Genomic DNA, 17,127 nt, shown 5'->3' on the forward strand with positions numbered 1-17,127 from the left:
TTGTGGAGTTCTTGTGTTGCGGTCGATCGCGGCTGTCCGTGGTCACTGCCGTTGCGGTGTTGGTGCTGACCGGGCTGTCCGTGCTGTTGGCGGCACCGGCGATGGCTCACGCGCGGCTGGTCGCCACCCAGCCGGCTGCCGGGGAAACGCTCGCGGAGGCTCCCGATCAGGTCCTGCTGACGTACAGCGAACCGGTCGAGGAGTCCTTCTCCGACGTCCAGGTCTTCGATCCCGCAGGCACCCGGGTCGATGCGCGCGCGGCCCGGATCGAGGGGCCGGAAATCGTCGTACCCATGATGCCGATCGCCGACGGTGGCACGTATACGGTGCTCTTCCGCGTGATCGGGGTGGACGGGCACCCGGTGGAGTCCCGTCTCACGTTCACCGTCGAACCAGTCGCGCAACTGGCGGGAACACCTGCCCCCGAACCAAGCGAGTCGACGCCCGCGGATGCCACGACGGAGGTCGAGACCGCTGTTCCCACGGGGCCGACAGACCCGCCGGCGTTGCCGTCGCCGGGGGCGGAGGACGCGACAGACGAAGAGCTTGCGGTCCTCCCGACGCTCGACCCGACGACGCTTGGCGAGAGTCCGGCTGTGGACCCGCAGAGCATCGAGCTCGAGGATGCCGGCCCCGGGACCGACGTCGGCCTCCTGATGTTCCGGATCCTGGACTACGTCGCGCTCGTCGTGATCGCAGCCGGGCTCGTGGGCAGGCTGTGGCTGTTCACTGACGAAAGACCGGGGGTTGCCGGTCGTCACAGGCTCATGGAACGCGTGACAGCCTCAGGTGGCGTTGCGCTCGCCGTGGCCGCGGTGATGGTGTTCCTGTTCGGGTTGTCCTCGGCTGCTGCCGAACCGCTGCCGGCCGCCCTGGGTGGCGAACTCGTCGGGCGTTTCGCAGGCACGCGGTTCGGGCGTCTGGTGCTCATCCAAGCGGCGATCGGTCTGGGGATCGCGATGCTGTCCGCCTCGCGGATGGGTCGTCGTGGGCCGTGGGCGGCTGCCGCGTTGGGCGTAACGGCTGCGGCGCTGCCGGGCGTGTGGGGCCATGCAGGAACCACCAGTCCCGTTCCGGTCGCCATCGTTAGCGACTGGACGCACGTCGTCGCCGCTGCCGTGTGGGTCGGCGGCCTTGCGGTGACCCTCGGCGTCGTCGGTCGCGGCGCTCGTGACATGAGCGGTGGGTTGGAGCCGGTGATTCGGTTCAGTCGGCTGGCCGGCGTCGCGGTGTGGGCGGTGTTGACGAGCGGGGTGGTCACCGCGCTGCTGCACATCGGCGAGCTGTCGCAGCTGGCCGGCACCGACTACGGCCGCCTGGTCATCGCCAAGACGGCGCTGTTCGGTGGGATCGCCGGACTTGGGTTGCTGAACCGGACGCGGGCCATTCCCGAACTGAGGCGGGCGGTCCAACGGGGAGCAAGCTCGGCGGCCGGCGGACGGATGCTCTGGCGGTTGGGACTCACGGAGCTCGCGGTGATGGTTGTGGCGCTTGGTGTGGCCGGCGGACTGGCGTCCAGCATCCCCGCCGAGGCCGAGGCAGCGGCGCGCGTGGAGTTCATCGCCGCACAGCTGACCGACGAGGCCACCGTCAACCTCACGATCGACCCGGCCCAGCCCGGCAGCAACGTCCTGCATCTGTACATCTTGGGTGCCAACGGTCAGCCTCGCCCGGTCGACGGTGCCCGACTCAGTCTGACCGGTGCCGCCGACCTACCCGTCGATCTCTTCGTCTCCGGGCCGGGCCACTACACGGTCCTCGATCAGACCATCCCCAGCGCCGGGGACTACCTCATGGCGGTCGAGGTCGACCTGGACGGCGAACTCCGGCGTGCAACGGCGACAGTGACCATCCGATGAGACTGGGACTTGAAGGAATGTTGATGAGACGCGTACTGACTGTTCTGCTGCTGGGGTTGCCCATCTTCGCCCTGACCACGCCTCCAGCGCTGGCCCATGGGCGGGGGTCGGATTCGACCAACTTCGCGTCGACCATCACGGCTCGACCTGATGTCGACGGGTTGTCGTGGCGTGTGCTCAACGGTGACGAATATCTTGAGCTGCGAAATGACTCGGGCGCGGAAGTCACTGTACCTGGGTACACCGGCGAGCCGTACCTGCGGGTCGGCCCCGACGGCGTGTTCCGCAATCTCAACAGCACTGCCACCTATCTGAACGAGGATCGGTTCGGCCAGTCGGTCCCCCCCACGGGTCTCGATCTCGATGCTGAGCCCGACTGGGAGCAGATCAGCACGGGTTCGTCGTACGCCTGGCACGACCACCGCATCCATTGGATGGCGCAAGCTGATCCGCCAGCTGTCGCAGCCAACCCGGGCACGGTGCAGCTGGTCAACACGTGGACTGTTCCCATCGCCATCGGTGGTGAGATGTTCGAGGTGGTTGGCGACCTGACCTGGGTTCCCGGCGATTCACCGTGGCTGTGGCTGCTCCCAGCCCTCGTCCTGCTGACCGTCCCCATCCTCGTCGCCATCCGGCGTACTGAACCGGACCGCGAGGCCTTCACATGGACAGGATTGTCTCGGGTCGCAGGATGGATCGGCCTGGTGATCGCCTTGGCCAACGTGGTGCACCTGATTGACGACCTCTTCGCCACCCCGTTGCCATTGAGCGAGAGTGCGGTTTCTGCGATTCAGACGCTCTTCTTCATCGCCGTCGCTGTGTTCGGCTGCGTCAAAGCGATTCAGTCCCGAGAGGGCGGATTCACTGCGCTGGGTGTGGCCGTGGGGGCCATCTTCATCGGCCAAGGGCTACTGTACTTTTCGGTGTTGGGCGCCTCGCAGACGGCCAGCCTGTTCCCGGGGTGGCTGACCCGGGCGATCATCGCTGCCAGCGTCGCGCAGATCGTCCCGCTCGGGGCCGCGACGATCCTGGGCACGCGGGCATTGCTGCCGGATTTCGACGAGGAGGGTCTTGTGGATGACGACCTCGGTGTGGCGAAGTCGGCATGAGGGGACGAGGCGGGCTGATCGTCGTCGCGGTGCTGATTTCATCATTGGTCGCGCCGCCGATCTCGGCGCAGGAGGTGTCCCTCTGGTTTCCGGTCGCAATGCCCGTGACCAGCTATGACGACACCTGGGGTGCGCCCCGGGGCGAGGACCGGACCCACGAGGGCACCGACGTGCTCGCGCCACAGATGCATGAGGTCCTGGCGGCGCAAGCGGGTGAGATCATCAAGGCACGTGGCGAGGACTGCGTTGCGGACGAACCGTGCTCGTCGTACTACCTTGCGGTCGCCGGCGACGATGGACGCGGCTACTTCTACGTGCACCTGAACAACGACACACCGGGCCGGCCGGACGGATGTGACGGGCTGGGCGGAGTCGGCAGCGCGTTCAGCCCGAGGCTGGTCCAGGAGCTGCGGGCACGCGGGACGCTCACGGGTGTCCGTGTCGCGCAGGGCGAGCACATTGGCTACATCGGGTCCTCCGGCAACGCGACGTGCGGTGTCGACCAGCTGCACTTCGAGATCTGGAACGATCACGACTGGGGGTCGACGGGCAAGGTCAACCCGTATTCCTCGCTTGTGGCTGCGGAGCAGGCCGGCCGCACCACCGCTCAGGGCGCAGAGGTGGAGTCGGGGATCATCCGAGAGGCAGGCGCGGATCGGATCGGGACGGCGGTGGCGTTGTCACGCTCGGGGCACAACAGCGCCGATCACGTCGTCGTCGCGCCATCCGACGACTACATCCCGGCCCTCCTCGCCGCGCCACTCGCGGCGATCGACCACGCGCCGGTCCTGCTCGTTCCGCCGGATGGTCCCGTGCCCGAGGCGGTCATCGAGGAGATCGAGCGCTTGGACGCTGAGCGAGTCACGATCATCGGCACGGTGACCCCGACCGTCGCCACTGATCTGGGCGAGGCGACGGGAACGCAGCCGGAGATCATCGACGATGCCGATCCGATCACCCTGTCGGTTGCCGTCGCTGCGGCCGTCCGGACAGCGGGGGGCAGGCGCGACGCCGCGGTGGTCACGCCGCTGAGTGCCGAGGCGGCACGCGGATGGCCCGACGCGCTCATGGGCAGCACGCTGGCGGCCTACACCTTCGCCCCGGTCCTGCTGACCCAGCGTGACAGCTTGTCCGAAGCGGTCGTGCAGACGCTCGACGATACCGAGACCGTCGACGTGATCGGTGGTACGGCGGTTATCAGCGAGGCAGTCGTCGATGACCTCACCGCCGGCGGCGCATCGGTCCGACGACTCGCCGGACCGGAACGGTTGACGACGGCGCTGGCCGTCACCGACGTGGTTCTGGCTGAAGTGGACGACGCCTCCGCGTCCGTGCTGCACCTGGCGACCGCCGACAACTTCCCGGACGCGCTCGCCGCCGGCCCGGCGATGTACGCGGTCGGCTCGGTCCTGCTGCTCATGGGCGCGCCCTCGAGCTCTGCGGCGGTGCTGGACTGGGTCAGCGACAACGCGGTGCAGATAGGCGCCGTCCACGGGATCGGTGGTCCAGCAGCACTCCCCGACGCGGCCGTGGACGCCGTGACCCAACGTATCGCCCCCTGAACGAACACGGAGACCAGTGATGCTCGACAGACGAACCTTCCTCGCAACGTCAGGCACCGCGATCGCGGCCGTGCTGGCCGGCTGCAGCGCACTCACTGAGAAGGAAGACGCAGCCGTCCAGCCGACCGCAAGGACGTCGACCGCACCTGCAACCGGTCCAAGCGACTTGGTGAACGAGGTTGCGCCGTCGCGTACTGGGGACCTCCAGGTCATCAACGCCAGCTTCGAGACGCTCACCGGGCCGACCCAGCTGTTCGCCTTCGGTCTGGTCGGCGCCGACAACACGCCGGTCATCGGCGCCGACGTCGAGGTGTGGACGCGCACCCGGGAGGGCGAACCCGCGGTCGGACCGGTGCCGGCACAGTTCCGCGAGATCCCCAACCAGCCACTCGGGCTGTACGTCGTCCGGCTGGACCTGCCGGTGGCCGGCGCGATTCCGCTGGCGGCAGTCACGTCGGACGGCGCAGCGGGCCAGACCGCGCTCCGAGTCGCGGACCCCGAGACCGCCACCGTGCCGGCGGCAGGTGACACTGCCCCGGTCGTGGCGACCCCGACCACGGAGGATCTCCTCGGCTTCGAGCGACTCTGCACGCTCTACCCGCCGTGCGGGATGCACAAGAACAGCTTCGATTCGCTGATCGCGGACGGCCGCCCGGTCATGCTGAGCATCGCCACGCCGGGCTTCTGCGAGACGGCGATCTGCGGGCCGACTGTCGAGGTCGTGGAGTCGGTCCGAACGGCCCGAGGCGACGACGATCGCGTTGCGTGGGTGCACCTGGAGGTCTTCGTCGATGGCGGCGTCACCCTGGCGGAGCAGGTGACCGACTGGAACCTGCCCTCCGAACCCTGGCTGTTCGGCGTCGGTGCCGACGGCACCGTCGTGGGTCGCCTCGACGGCCCCCTCACGGTACTGCCCGAGGAGATCATGGCCCTTGCCGAGCAGCTCGTATGACCCGTCGCGCACGGATCGTGGTCTGCATCGCGATGGTGCTGCTGGCGGCATGTTCAACGCCGGAGGCACAGGATCGAACCCCATCAGCCACGGCGGCGTGTGCGGAACCGGAGTTCCCGCAGTTGCAGTTCGGCAGCCATCTGCTGGGTGACACGCCTCCCCCGCTGCCCTACAGCTCCACACCGCCGACGTCCGGGTGGCATGCGTCGGGGGCGATCCCGATCACCATCGCAACGCTGAGTGAACCTCAGCAGGTCAGCGTGCTGGAGGTGGGTGCGGTCGTCGTCAGCCACGACGGTCTGTCCGGTCCGGATCAGACGGCGCTGGAGCAGCACGTGACCGATCGGTACTCCACACGGGTCGCGGTCACGCCCTATCCGGCGCTCGGCCAGAAGGCAGTCGTCTTTGCTGCATGGGGCGTGATGCAGCGATGCGATGCGCTGGACCTGGCGGCGCTCGACACGTTCGTCGACGTCTACGCGGCAGAGGACCCGGACGTCCCTGGGACGGACGCGACGCCACGTGCGGACGGGACCGAGAACCGATGAGCGGACCCGCAGCGTCGACGCTGATCCTGGCCACGGTCACCGGGGCCGCGAGAGGCAGACGCGGGGGTGCCACGATCGTGTTCGTGGTCGTGGTCCTCGGCATGGCCGGCCTCGTCATCGGACTGGTGGCGAACGCCGTGCGTCGGGACCGCAGCGGCACAGCGCAGCTCGAACCACATCCCGGTGACGCCGACGCCCCGGAGAGCGGTTCGACGTGACCGCCATCCGCAGGGCGGCAGCCACGGTCGCGCTGGCCTTGACATTGGTGGGAGCGACGACGGTCGATGAGACCGCCGACGCCGAAGCCGAGCTCGGCGCAGCCGAGCGGCGCCTGGCCGCGGTGCAGACACGTCTCGACCGGCTGGCCGAGACCTACGAGTCGCTCGCTGCGCATGCCACGAGACTTGCAGATGAGGTCGGCCGGACCGATGCCGCGGTTCAGGATGCGCAGGAACGCCACGCCGAGGCTGAGGAAGCCGTCCGTGCCGCCGTTCGGAGGCGGTCCATGACCCCGCCCCTCGCGCAGCTGTGGGTGTTCCAGGCGTGGCGGCGCGCGTCGGACGCCTCCAGCGCCTTGCACCTCACCGCCCTCGCCGACCGACTGCCGGATCTGCTTGCGGATCGAGCTGCGCGGGCCGAATCCACAAGCACCCTCCTGGCAGACGAGCGCCGCCAGCACGAGCTGATCACCGCGGGCACCGCGACGTCGCAGGACGACCTCGAACTGGCGAGGGCGGGACTCGACGAACAGCTGGAGATCGCGCTGCGGGAGGTCGATGGCGCTCGAGAGATCGTGCAGGCAGCACAGGAGCGGGAGGCTGAGGCCGCGGACCTTGAGGCGGCGGCGACTCAGGTCAGTGGTGGCGCCGGCTGGACCCCACCCCCGGTCATGGCCTGCCCCCTCGGACTGCCGAACGGATTCAGCCCGTCATGGGGAGCCCCCCGATCCGGCGGGCGCAGCCACCAAGGCGTCGACATGTTCGCCGCTCGCGGCATGCCCGTCCTCGCCGCCGCGGCCGGCACGGTCCGCGTGGGCTCCAACGGCCTCGGCGGGCTGACGGTGAACCTGTACGACACCGCCGGCAACCGCTACTACTACGCCCACCTCGACAGCGTGGCCGTGACCAGCGGCCAGACCGTTGCCGCCGGCCAGACCGTCGGTGGGGCCGGCACGTCCGGGAACGCCCGCGGCACGCCGCCCCACCTGCACTGGCAGGTCCACCCCGGAGGACGAGGCCCGACCGACCCGTACCCGATCGCAGCTGCCTTGTGCCGACCATGACCCGCCCCGCGCTCGTGGTTCAAGCGGGTGTCAGTCACCGAGCAGCAGTGCGGTGCCGGTGAACAGCGCAAAGCCGATGACCAGCGCCCAGATGTCGGCTCGGCCGTGCGGATGCTCGTGGGCCTCACCAACGACCTCCTCGACCGCGACCGCGAGCAGAACGGCCCCTGTTGTCGCGAGCACCGACAGCGTCAGGATCTCCGGCGCGTTGCGTAGGGCCAGGTACCCGACTGCGGCGCCGAACAGCACCGGCAAGGCGAAGGCAGCAGAGAGCCACAACCGTCGTGCTCGAGGGACACCTCGCTCGCGCAGCGTCGCGGCGGCCGCGAATCCCTCCGGGAGGTCGGCAGGGACCTGTCCGAGCGCGAGCAAAAGCCCGAGTGCCGGGTCGATCACCGAACCCGTGCCGATGAGGATTCCGTCGCTCAGCAGGTCGATCGACACGCCCGCGTACACCGCCAGTCCACCCTGCCCGTCCTGCATGCGGCACTCCAGGGCCTCCACGACACGCTCGAGAGCGAGGAACGCCCCACCGCCGGCAACGAACGCAAGCAGTGGCACCCACGGCATGTCGGTGTCGAGCACACGGGGGGTCAACTCGACCCCGACGACCGCCAGCACGATGCCGGCGGCCAGGTGCAGCGCAATCGACAAAGACCGGGACGACGGGTGGGTCACCTCGGCCAGCAGCCCGCCGGCAGCATTGCCGGCTGCGGGCAACAACGCGTAGCCGAGGACGAGCAACAGTTCGGACATGAGCATTGACTGTACAGCACGATCTGTATAGTTGCGATCATCATGAAGTTTCACGCAACATCACGACTCGACGCGATGGCTACCCTCGGCCGCGCGCTGTCCGACCGGACCCGCTGTCGGCTCCTGATGGCACTCCTTGCCGGCCCGGGCTATCCGGCGCAGCTCGCCGCAGCCCTGGAGGTCTCACCACAGGTGGTCAGCAACCACTTGGCCTGCCTGCGAGGGTGCGGCCTGGTGGTGGCCACCTACGAGGGACGCCGGGTGCGCTACGAGTTGGTGGACGGGAACCTGGCCCACGCCCTCGGCGACCTCCTCGATGTCGTGCTGGCCATCGACGACACCGCCTCATGCGCCACCGAAATGGCTGTGACATGAGCCGGCGCCTGTGGAGCGCGGCCGGGGCACTCGGCGGACTGGCCCGGCTGGGCACCAGGTCGTCCGGCATCAGAGATGCCGACGGGGTGCAGCGACTCTACGACCGGCTCGCTGGTGTCTATGACCGGCTCGCTGCGCCCTACGACTTGATCGACGGGCGGAGGCTGCAGCGGCAGGCGATCGACGCGCTTGGGTTGCAGCCCGGGGACACCGTGGTCGACCTCGGCACAGGGACCGGGTGGAACCTGCCTCATCTCGCCGACCGCGTCGGCTCCGACGGTAGGGTCATCGGCGTCGACCTGTCGGAGCGCATGCTCGACCGGGCACGCCGACGCGTCGAGGAAGCCGCACATTCGGGCGTCGAGTTTGTGCATGCCGACCTTCGCACGTACGTTCCGCCCGCCGACACCACAGCAGTCATCGCTGCGTTCGCCCTGGAGATGGTCCCCGACCACGACGAGGCCATCCGGCGGTTGGTCGAGCACCTCGCGCCGGGGGTCCGGATTGCCTCGGTCGGGCTCCGCGAGCCCGCGGGGTGGCCGGAGTGGGCCGTCCGACTCGGATCGCTGCTCAACCGACCCTTCGGCGTGACGCCGGCCTACCGGGACATCGCCCCGTGGACCAGCATCCGTCAACACCTCAGTGACGCCACCATCACCACGAGCCACGCCGGGGCCGTCTACCTCGCCGAGGGCACCACACCCGGACGCAAGCCCACCTGACCGTTGGCCGGTTCCACGTCGACGGCATGGACAGACCTACCGAGGAACAGCTCGTCCGGATGGCCCTCGCCGACCTCGACGGGGTAGGAGATCCGTGTTGACCTGACGCAAGGGGCGTGGAGGGCTCCCACACGTCAGACCCTTGCCGGCCCGCGACCTCGACGGCCGCCACTTCGGCGATCGCGACGGCGGCCTCGGTCCGGCTACCAGGACGGAGGAGCGACCCGCGCTGCTGTTCGCGCTGGCCGTCAAATGCCGGTCGCCATCGAGTCCGCCGGACTCGTCTCGCATCAGACGGCCCCCGTGTCGTGGTCGGTATTGGCGAGCTCTCAGCCGCGTCCTACCGCAAGATGATCAGAAGCTGTGGTGGCTGCCGGCTACAACTCGGCCGCCGTACCACTCGCCGCGTGCTTCTTGGCGCCGATCGGCTTCGTGCTTCCGATCGCGATCGGCACGATCTTCATGAGCGCCTCGACCGTCCCGGACCCTGCGGACGCGACGCCCCGGTGTCCATCCCGCTGCTGCCGATCCTGTGTGGCAGGTGGTGGCGATGCTGCCCGACCTGTTGTTCATCGCTGGAACCCCGCACCAGCCGTGGATGGTCGTCTTCCTCGTACACATCTCGTCCCACTTTGTATCCGGCCGAAACCTCACCTGGCTTGTCCTCCTTGCAGCGCCTAGCGCCGTGGGACCGTCGTCCAGCGTGAGGCGCGATGACCCTCGAAGTCGAGCGCAGCCGCGACATCGAGTCGCCTGAGGGGGGGTCGGAACCGTGATTGCAGGGTTCCGCCGACTTCTGCAATGCGGTGACACAGATGGACAACCTGTCGCGTCCAACCGGCCGTTAATGGTCTAGCGTTGAGGGAGAAGATGATGAGCAGTTCTCGGCATCCGGTTCGGGCGGGGATCGCGGGGGTGATGGCCGTCGTGGCGGTTGCGTGCGGATTTCGACCGTCGCTTGCGGAGATGGCGGCAGGCACGTGGTCGTGCCGCGCTGAAGAGGTGGACGAGCACCAGGGTGACGTGGCCGAGCTCGACTCCCTTCCTGCGCCGTTCGACGGGGCCTTCGAACTCGATGGCACGATCGACTCGTTCCCCCATCTTGCCCATCCCGACGAGGTCGTGTCCCACTCCCTGGATGTCGTGGAGGCCACGGTTGCGGTGCATCCCGAGGGGTTCTTCCGGGCCCGTGGCGGCCCCTTGACCGACGGGCAACTCTTCGAGGGTGAGTGGCAGGACAACGGTGACGTGACGGTCGTCGTCGTGCGCGAGGAGGGCCGGGAGTCCCTGGACTACTACGGGTTCGAGGGCTCGATGGGAGAGGCGGTGGGGAGGCTGTTCATCGAGGACACCGAGAGCGTGCATGACGTCGAACTGACTTGGGAAGAGGGGCGGCGGGTCACGATGAGCCTCACCGAACGATTCGAGTCGAACCTCATCACGTGCGTGAAGTTCAGCGACGTCCCGCAGCCGGTGTAGTGGGACTCGACCGGTCATGATCCGCGGCGGCGCACCACGCGACGGCTTCGACCTGCGGGCGGAGCTCGAGCGGGTCGCCGTCCTTGCTGCCGCCGGCGACCGTGCGGCGCTCGATCGGACTCTCGAACTCATCGACCGGCTCGGCCTCGTTCGCACTGCCGTGCGGCGTGTCGTCGTCAATGCCGAGATGGTGGAGGATGTCTGTCAGGACGTCGTGGTGGTCGTGGCGGAACGGGTCGGGTCGTGGGACGGTCGGAGCCGGTTCTCCACCTGGCTGTACACAGTCGCCCGCAACCGGGCGATCGACGCCCTCCGACGCCAGCGACCCACCGAGGAGATCCCTGAGCGTCTCGCCGCCGACCAGCGGCGAGTGTCGTCGATGATCGCGGAACGCCGTGATGTCCAAGCGATGCTCGACGACCTGCCCGAGCGCTACCGGCGCCCGGTGATCATGCGCGATGTCGACCAGTTGGACTACGACGAGATCGCTGCGCTGCTCGACCTCAAGCCTGCAACGGTGCGGACGCGTGTGTCCCGCGGTCGGGACATGATCGGTCGTCGACTCGAGGAGTCTGCGCAGTGACCACCAGACTGCTGGGCCGGTACCGGCTGGACGGTGTGCTCGGCTCGGGGGCTTTCGCGACGGTTCACCGCGGCTTCGACGAGCAGCTCGACGATCCGGTTGCGGTCAAGATCCTGGCCGAGAACCGTGCCGCCGACCCCGATATGCGCGACCGGTTCGTGGCCGAGGGGCAGGTGCTGCGCCGGATCGGCTCACCTCATGTCGTTCGGGCCCATGACCTGGCAGAGGGCGACGACGGACGGCCATTCCTGGTCCTCGAGCTGTGCGACCGAGGAACGGTCCGCGAACGCGTTGACGAGCTGTGGCAGGAGGGTTGGACGGCTGGCGCGGCCGACGTCACGGCGGTAGCCAGACCGCTCGCCGCGGCCATCGGGGCGATGTCGACTGCCGGGGTGGTGCACCGGGACCTGACGCCCTCGAACCTGTTGCTGACCACCGCACCACCCGCGGTGCCGGTGGATCCGGATTCGCTCGTGGTCGGACCGGGGGAGCGGCTGGCCGTCACCGACCTCGGGTTCTGCAAGGACTTGGCCCGGTCGACCGGGATCACGGCCGCGGGTGGCACCGACGGTTTCCAGCCTCCAGAGCAACGGCGCGTCGGCGGGCTCGTGGACGTGCGATCGGATCTGTGGGCGGCCTCAGCGGTCCTGACCTGGCTGATCAGCGGGGCGGCCCCCGTGGACCAGGACCGCGCCCGACAGGATCTCCTCGCACGTGGCGTCCCGGCGGACGTCGTACGGGCCATCACAGCCGGGCTGGCCGAGGACCCCGATTCCAGACCACCCGACCCCGACGCCTGGCTGGCCCCCATCGTCGGGGCCTGCCGGACGTGGGCCGGCCCCTCGGTCGCCCCGACGCCGGTTCTGCCCAGAAGGGGCAGGCGGCGTGGATTCGCTGTTGGCGCCGCCGTGGCGGCGGTCCTTGTGCTGTTTGCCGTGCTCAGCCTGGGTGGTGGCGACGACGAACCCGAGGACGGCCTCCTCGGCGACGGCCCGATCGACCTCAACCGGCAACCGGCATCGGTCGCGCCGGTCACGGACGTCACGCCGACCCCGACCCCGACGGCAACGCCTACTCCCGACCCCGAGAAGGTCGCACTCGAGTACGGTCCGGCGTTGGTGCGTACGTGGACATTCGAGCTCGACAGCACCCACGGCTGGTTGTACGAGGTGGAGGTCGTCGCCGACGTCGCCGTTGCCGTCGGGTCGTACTTCGAGGAGGACTGGCCACCGCCCAACACCGCCGTCCGTACTGCGATCCGCGGTGGCGTGTCGGTGGAGGTCACGGATGTCACCCCCGGTGGACGGGAGGCGCCGAGTCTGGTGGGCATCACGCGGCGCGTCGGCTGGTTCGATGACGACCTGCCCGGGTTCAACACCGGACAGTGCCAAGGATATGAGATCGCCGATCATGCCCCGCCCATCGCGATGCACTGCCACACCGACGACGTCGAATCTTCCATCCAGGGACAGTGGCAGTCCTTCACGATCGAGGGAGGTACCCCCACCGGCGTGGATGCGGTGGTGGAGGCCTATGCCGATCATCCCATCGACTTCGTCTTCTTCGGGTACGACCTGGCGTTCGGATCGGCGTGCCGGGTGCTCCTCCTCGCCGATGGGTCCATCGTGCAGGACACCGTCGGCAGCACCGAACGGCGTCCCTGCCTGATCAGCGGGCCGAACACCCACACCTACCCCCCGGGTCCCCCGGGGAGCTGACCGGCGACATCAGTCAGGACGGCGGACACAGATCCCCGCTTCCACTGAATGGCTGGACGTGCTGACCCGAGCGCCCGCCGTTGCCATCGCGCTGAATGACTCGGCACGACAGCGCGGGACTACTACATCCCAGGGGCGCCATGGGCCCGATCGGGTGCCCGTGGATCCCGGTGAACCGCCGTGACCGGACGGGGCGCGAGCGTTCTGGCGCGGTGGAGTGCCGCGGCGGCGAGCGCGTGGTCGGGCAGGGATGGCCTCGTGGTCCCGAGGGGAGTGTCGGCGCGGATGTGGTGGCGGTCGCGGTAGGCGGCGATGGTGACCAGTGCCCTCGTCCAGGCGCGACGCCGGTCGCGGTCGGGCGGGGGCGGGCCGAGACTGACGATCCACGGCTGCCGGTCGGCGATGGCGGTACGGACCAGTTCCTTGGCCCGCATCAGGATCAGTGCCCGGCGGGTGTCCAGCGCCGCGACCATGGTCGGGTCCATGGGCCCGGTGGCTTCGGGGAGGAACCCGGCGACGAGCTTGGGCGTGCCTGTCGGGCCGACCGATCGGAGGTGGGACAGGACCCGGTGCCGCAGCACTGCGGCCGGGTCCCGCGCACCACTCAGCCCAGCCCGGGCGAGAAGGTCAGGCAGGACCTGTTCGGGGGTCCGGCCGTGTGCGTCGGCCATCCGGAGTGCGGCGGCGAGCGGGCCGAACGCGAGTGACCGGACAACACGCCGGGCGAGGGGGTCGGGAAGGTTCGTCTCCAGCAGCCGTGTCCAGCGGTGGTGCTGGGCGGCGGCCGCGATGGTCTCGTATTCCGCGGCGAGCGTGGCGACGGAGCCCGCGCGGTCCTGGGCTTGGCGGATCCGGGCGTGGGCGGACTCCTCTGCCCCGGTCCGGGCGAGGACCGCAACGAGGACATCCGTTGCGGTCCTCCGGTGTCGGCTGTGGGGTTCCGCGTCGGGGGTGTCGGTACAGACATGGGCGGTGTTGACGTGCCGGCCCCTGCTCATGGCGACGTAGAGCTGTTCGCGGGTGAGGGAGTCGGTGACGATGGTGTGGGCGGTGTCGACCGTCGAGCCCTGCGCGCGGTGGGTGGTGGTCGCGTAGCCGAGGTCGACGTGCTCGGCGACGTAGTCGGCGGGGAGCGTGACTCTCGGCCCGCCGCCGGGCGCGGTAGCGGTGAGGCTGCCGTCGTCGTGGGTGGCGGTCACCGTCCAGTGATCGCCGTTGCGGATCCACCGTCGGCCGGCCCGCAGTCGCCGGTCGTTGCGGCGGGTGACGATCCGGTCGCCAGTCGAGGCGCGCGTGCCATCGCGCAGTGGCACTTCGCGTAGGGGGGTGACGTGGCCGGTGGCGATCAGGTCGGTCCGCGCCCGGCCGTTGAGGTCGGTCACGAGCTGACGGGTCGGGGCGATGAGCAGGCTGTGCCGGCCGTTCCGCGTGTCGGCGTGCCAGGCGGTGTAGGCGGTGTCGACCATCGTCTCGGTCGGCCCGTCATGGACCCGACCGTTCGCTGCATAGGTGTGCAGGCAGGCGCTGTCGCCGCGACGCAGCTGCAGCGAGGCGTCGGCTTCCCAGGGGGTGGTGAACCGTCGGACCTCGGTGAGGGTGGGGTGGTCGGGCCGGTCGGTGGCGAGGAGGCTGAACGCGCCGCCGGCCTGGACGGCGGCGAGCTGGGCTGGGTCACCGACGAGCAGGACCTTCGCGTCGACGGTGGCCGCGTGTGTGGCGAGCGCATCGATGGTGTGGGTGCCGGCGAGGGTGGCCTCGTCGATGATGACCAGCTGCCCGGGCCCATGTGTGGCGCGTCCGTTCCGGTGGTCGTGGAGCCACTTGGCGGTGTTCTCCGTTGGGATGCCGAGCTCGTCGGCGAGCACCCGTGCGGCTGCCGCGGAGGGTGCGAGTCCGACCACGCTGCCCGGGCCGAAGCTGGTTTCCCACACCCTGCGGAGGGCGGCCAGCGTGGTGGTCTTGCCGGTGCCCGCCGGCCCGACGAGCAGGTCCACCCTCCGGCCGGACCGGGCGATCGTAACAACTGCGTCGGCCTGGTCGTTCCCGGGTGTGTGGCCGTGCCGGTAGGGGAGTTGCACGACCGTGGATGCGACATGGTCGGGGCTGGCGGGTCCGCTGGTGTCGCGAGACAGCCGGAGCAGTCGGTCCTCCGCGGCGAGCAGCCCGCTGGAGGTGAAGCGGACGGCGTGCCTGGGTCGGAACACGCTGGTGCCGTCGGCCCGCCGCAACGCCGCCGGCACCGGGGCGAGGTCAGGTGGTTCGATCGAGACCGAACCGGCCTTCGCTCGCGTGACTACCTGCTCGACGGCGGCCTCGCGCGCCCGGGGACTGTCGAACCGGTGATCGGTCAACCGGCGGCTGGCCTCGGCGTGGAGGTTCCAGTGGTGCCAGGTCGACCGTCGGTCACCTACCGACTCGAGCACCGCAGCGGCGATCTGCTCCACATCCGGGGCGCCGGAGGACAACACGGGGGTTGCAGGGGTCCCCAGCAGGCCGGCTGCCCACTGGGCGGGGTCGTCGTCGAGCATTCGCGCGGCCCGGTCGAGCCAGTCGGTGGTGAGCTCGTGCAGGGAGCGGACCTGCTTGTCGGGACGGGTGGCCAGCGTGGCTTGCTGGCGCAGCCGGATCACCACTTCTGTGGTGGGTTGCCGACCGTGCGTGGTGACGTAGTCGGCGATCAGTTGGTCCTTGGCCTGCTCGATCGCGGCGGTGCGTGAGGAGAAGCCGTCGAGCAGGGATTGCGGGACACCGGTGATCTCCAGCGCGGGGTTGCGGTCGGCACCACGTGCACGCAACCCCCATTGCACCCCGAGTGTCCGGGTGAGGTGGTCGGCGATCAGGCCGTTGTAGTGCTCCGACAGGGCTACCATCGCCGCGTGCACCGGGCGGCCGTCAAGGGACCGCCATGCGCCGTCGGCGACGGTCCTGACCTTGTTGGACACCACGACGTGGGTGTGCAGCTGCGGGTCGCCGGTGCGGGAGTCCCAGTGGTCGAACGCCACCGCCGCCACCCCGTGCACGTCGACCTGGGCCACGGCCCCGTCCGGGCCGGTCGCCCCCATCCGGGTGGCCGCCACCTCCCGTTCGAAGAGGCCGAGCACGTCGTCGATGGCACGGTGGTGGGCCTCCCATATCCTCCGTTGCACCGACGGCGGGGACAGGGCCCACAGGACCGACACCGACTTGGGGGCGGAGAACGTCAGGTCGTACCCGGCCACGGCACGCCGGCCCGACCCTTGCGTGTAGGACGGGTACGCCCGGCCGAGCGCTGTCCCGCTGACTGGATCACGGCCTTCCCCGAACAACCTCGCTAGTTGCGGCTCCTCCACCCTCGTGCCGGCCCGGACGCCGGCGTCGCCGAGCTGGGCCAGGCCTGCCCCCAACCAACGGCCCGGCGGGGTGCCCGCAGCGGTGAAGTAGTCCAGCGCGGGCCGGTGGCCGTCGCCCACCGCGACGGAATCAAGCAGGTACCGGTAGCCGCTGCCGGCCGACATGACCCGCATCGACACCGTCACCGGCGACCACCTCCCATGTTGGGGAGGTGTCCCGCCGGCCCCAGCCGGGCCTTGTCTGCAAGACGTGTGTGACAGGAGTCCGGGGTTGCATGCGGCGGTCGCCGGGTCGCCGGTCGCCGGTCAGGGACGATGTGGGCAGTGACCTGGCTAGGGGGACGCCGCTGCAACGTGACGAACGCCGGTCGCTTCGATCCCGGCACCGAGAGCGGCGACTGACTCGCCGCTCAAAATGCGACCGGTGGGCGGTGATGGGGACAGGCGTGGCCGGGGATGGCGAGAGGGACCTACGCCCGGTGGTCCCCCATGTGGGCGACCGACGTGGGAATGGTCCCTCTCACCCCTGCACCATAGATGTACGGCTTGCGCTTCAGTCGCCCCGCGACTGGTGGTGTGGGTAACCGGCGTTGGGCCCGACTCGACGGGCCACGTAACGGACAGTTGGCCACATCGCCTTGCGGGCAGCGAACTCGCAAGGGTCGACGCCACTGCTGGCGGCGCGGCCGCTGCCACGATGATGCTACCGCTCGGCCCGTTCTTTCTAGTGCGCTTCCCGCAAGCCTGGATGGAGTCCCATCGGGTGGTGTAGAAGCCCGTGCGCTTGATTCAGTTGGTCACTGCGGGGATGGATGCTAGTTGGTCGTCGGGCCGGTCGAGGAGGGGTTCGAGG

The 17,127-nt window shown here is 69.5% G+C and carries 14 protein-coding genes and 1 pseudogene; 13 read left to right on the forward strand and 2 right to left on the reverse strand.

Annotated features, from left to right (window positions below; all coding sequences use genetic code 11):
- Nucleotides 1-38 precede the first annotated feature (38 nt).
- From CUC05_RS09025 to CUC05_RS09055, 7 genes are all read left to right on the forward strand, one after another.
- A complete protein-coding gene (locus CUC05_RS09025) occupies nt 39-1,859 on the forward strand; it encodes a copper resistance CopC/CopD family protein (RefSeq protein WP_157965390.1) in 1,821 nt (606 codons plus the stop codon).
- Between the two features lie 23 nt (nt 1,860-1,882).
- The gene (locus tag CUC05_RS09030) at nt 1,883-2,968 is read left to right on the forward strand and encodes a hypothetical protein (protein ID WP_157965391.1); all 1,086 of its coding nucleotides are present in this window, start codon (nt 1,883-1,885) and stop codon (nt 2,966-2,968) included.
- A 104-nt stretch (nt 2,969-3,072) separates the two neighbouring features.
- Nucleotides 3,073-4,530 carry a cell wall-binding repeat-containing protein gene (locus tag CUC05_RS09035; RefSeq protein ID WP_170127962.1) on the forward strand — a complete coding sequence of 486 codons (1,458 nt, stop codon included), beginning with the start codon at nt 3,073-3,075 and terminating at the stop codon, nt 4,528-4,530.
- A 169-nt stretch (nt 4,531-4,699) separates the two neighbouring features.
- On the forward strand, nt 4,700-5,482 hold the full coding sequence (locus CUC05_RS09040; protein WP_157965392.1) for a hypothetical protein: 783 nt from the start codon (nt 4,700-4,702) through the stop codon (nt 5,480-5,482).
- A complete protein-coding gene (locus tag CUC05_RS09045; protein ID WP_108665742.1) occupies nt 5,479-6,030 on the forward strand; it encodes a DUF3105 domain-containing protein in 552 nt (183 codons plus the stop codon). Before CUC05_RS09040 ends, CUC05_RS09045 begins: the two co-directional genes overlap by 4 nt.
- Nucleotides 6,027-6,248, forward strand: a complete 222-nt coding sequence (locus CUC05_RS09050) for a hypothetical protein (protein ID WP_108665743.1) — start codon at nt 6,027-6,029, stop codon at nt 6,246-6,248. The genes CUC05_RS09045 and CUC05_RS09050 overlap by 4 nt, the downstream gene beginning before the upstream one ends.
- Nucleotides 6,245-7,312 carry a M23 family metallopeptidase gene (locus tag CUC05_RS09055; RefSeq protein ID WP_108665744.1) on the forward strand — a complete coding sequence of 356 codons (1,068 nt, stop codon included), beginning with the start codon at nt 6,245-6,247 and terminating at the stop codon, nt 7,310-7,312. The genes CUC05_RS09050 and CUC05_RS09055 overlap by 4 nt, the downstream gene beginning before the upstream one ends.
- A 30-nt stretch (nt 7,313-7,342) precedes the next feature.
- Here the strand turns inward: CUC05_RS09055 and CUC05_RS09060 are convergent, their stop codons facing one another.
- Entirely contained in the window at nt 7,343-8,122 is a 780-nt protein-coding gene (locus CUC05_RS09060) for a ZIP family metal transporter (RefSeq protein WP_205712226.1), read from the reverse strand.
- Here CUC05_RS09060 and CUC05_RS09065 point away from each other — a divergent pair.
- From CUC05_RS09065 to CUC05_RS09090, 6 genes and pseudogenes are all read left to right on the forward strand, one after another.
- A complete protein-coding gene (locus tag CUC05_RS09065) occupies nt 8,111-8,443 on the forward strand; it encodes an ArsR/SmtB family transcription factor (RefSeq protein ID WP_108665745.1) in 333 nt (110 codons plus the stop codon). The genes CUC05_RS09060 and CUC05_RS09065 overlap by 12 nt on opposite strands.
- Nucleotides 8,440-9,165: a class I SAM-dependent methyltransferase gene (locus tag CUC05_RS09070; RefSeq protein ID WP_108665746.1), complete on the forward strand. Its 726-nt coding sequence runs from the start codon at nt 8,440-8,442 to the stop codon at nt 9,163-9,165. The genes CUC05_RS09065 and CUC05_RS09070 overlap by 4 nt, the downstream gene beginning before the upstream one ends.
- 252 nt (nt 9,166-9,417) lie before the next feature.
- Nucleotides 9,418-9,846, forward strand: a pseudogene (locus CUC05_RS26095) (hypothetical protein); the annotation flags it as partial.
- Between the two features lie 192 nt (nt 9,847-10,038).
- The gene (locus CUC05_RS09080) at nt 10,039-10,644 is read left to right on the forward strand and encodes a hypothetical protein (RefSeq protein WP_157965393.1); all 606 of its coding nucleotides are present in this window, start codon (nt 10,039-10,041) and stop codon (nt 10,642-10,644) included.
- Between the two features lie 16 nt (nt 10,645-10,660).
- Nucleotides 10,661-11,227 carry an RNA polymerase sigma factor gene (locus tag CUC05_RS09085; RefSeq protein WP_108665748.1) on the forward strand — a complete coding sequence of 189 codons (567 nt, stop codon included), beginning with the start codon at nt 10,661-10,663 and terminating at the stop codon, nt 11,225-11,227.
- Nucleotides 11,224-12,945: a serine/threonine-protein kinase gene (locus CUC05_RS09090; RefSeq protein ID WP_108665749.1), complete on the forward strand. Its 1,722-nt coding sequence runs from the start codon at nt 11,224-11,226 to the stop codon at nt 12,943-12,945. The genes CUC05_RS09085 and CUC05_RS09090 overlap by 4 nt, the downstream gene beginning before the upstream one ends.
- A 122-nt stretch (nt 12,946-13,067) precedes the next feature.
- Here CUC05_RS09090 and mobF read toward each other — a convergent pair whose 3' ends face one another.
- Nucleotides 13,068-16,460: a MobF family relaxase gene (gene mobF, locus CUC05_RS09095; protein WP_205712227.1), complete on the reverse strand. Its 3,393-nt coding sequence runs from the start codon at nt 16,458-16,460 to the stop codon at nt 13,068-13,070.
- Nucleotides 16,461-17,127: the final 667 nt, after the last annotated feature.

The organism is Euzebya rosea (genome assembly GCF_003073135.1).
In the GTDB taxonomy this organism is placed as follows: Bacteria; Actinomycetota; Nitriliruptoria; order Euzebyales; family Euzebyaceae; genus Euzebya; species Euzebya rosea.

Excerpts from the sequence above, each read along its gene's own strand:
- CUC05_RS09030 (WP_157965391.1), top strand. The coding sequence starts at position 1,883 with ATGAGACGCGTACTGACTGTTCTGCTGCTGGGGTTGCCCATCTTCGCC.
- CUC05_RS09045 (WP_108665742.1), top strand. The coding sequence starts at position 5,479 with ATGACCCGTCGCGCACGGATCGTGGTCTGCATCGCGATGGTGCTGCTG.
- CUC05_RS09050 (WP_108665743.1), top strand. The coding sequence starts at position 6,027 with ATGAGCGGACCCGCAGCGTCGACGCTGATCCTGGCCACGGTCACCGGG.
- CUC05_RS09065 (WP_108665745.1), top strand. The coding sequence starts at position 8,111 with ATGAAGTTTCACGCAACATCACGACTCGACGCGATGGCTACCCTCGGC.
- CUC05_RS09070 (WP_108665746.1), top strand. The coding sequence starts at position 8,440 with ATGAGCCGGCGCCTGTGGAGCGCGGCCGGGGCACTCGGCGGACTGGCC.
- CUC05_RS09080 (WP_157965393.1), top strand. The coding sequence starts at position 10,039 with ATGAGCAGTTCTCGGCATCCGGTTCGGGCGGGGATCGCGGGGGTGATG.
- CUC05_RS09085 (WP_108665748.1), top strand. The coding sequence starts at position 10,661 with ATGATCCGCGGCGGCGCACCACGCGACGGCTTCGACCTGCGGGCGGAG.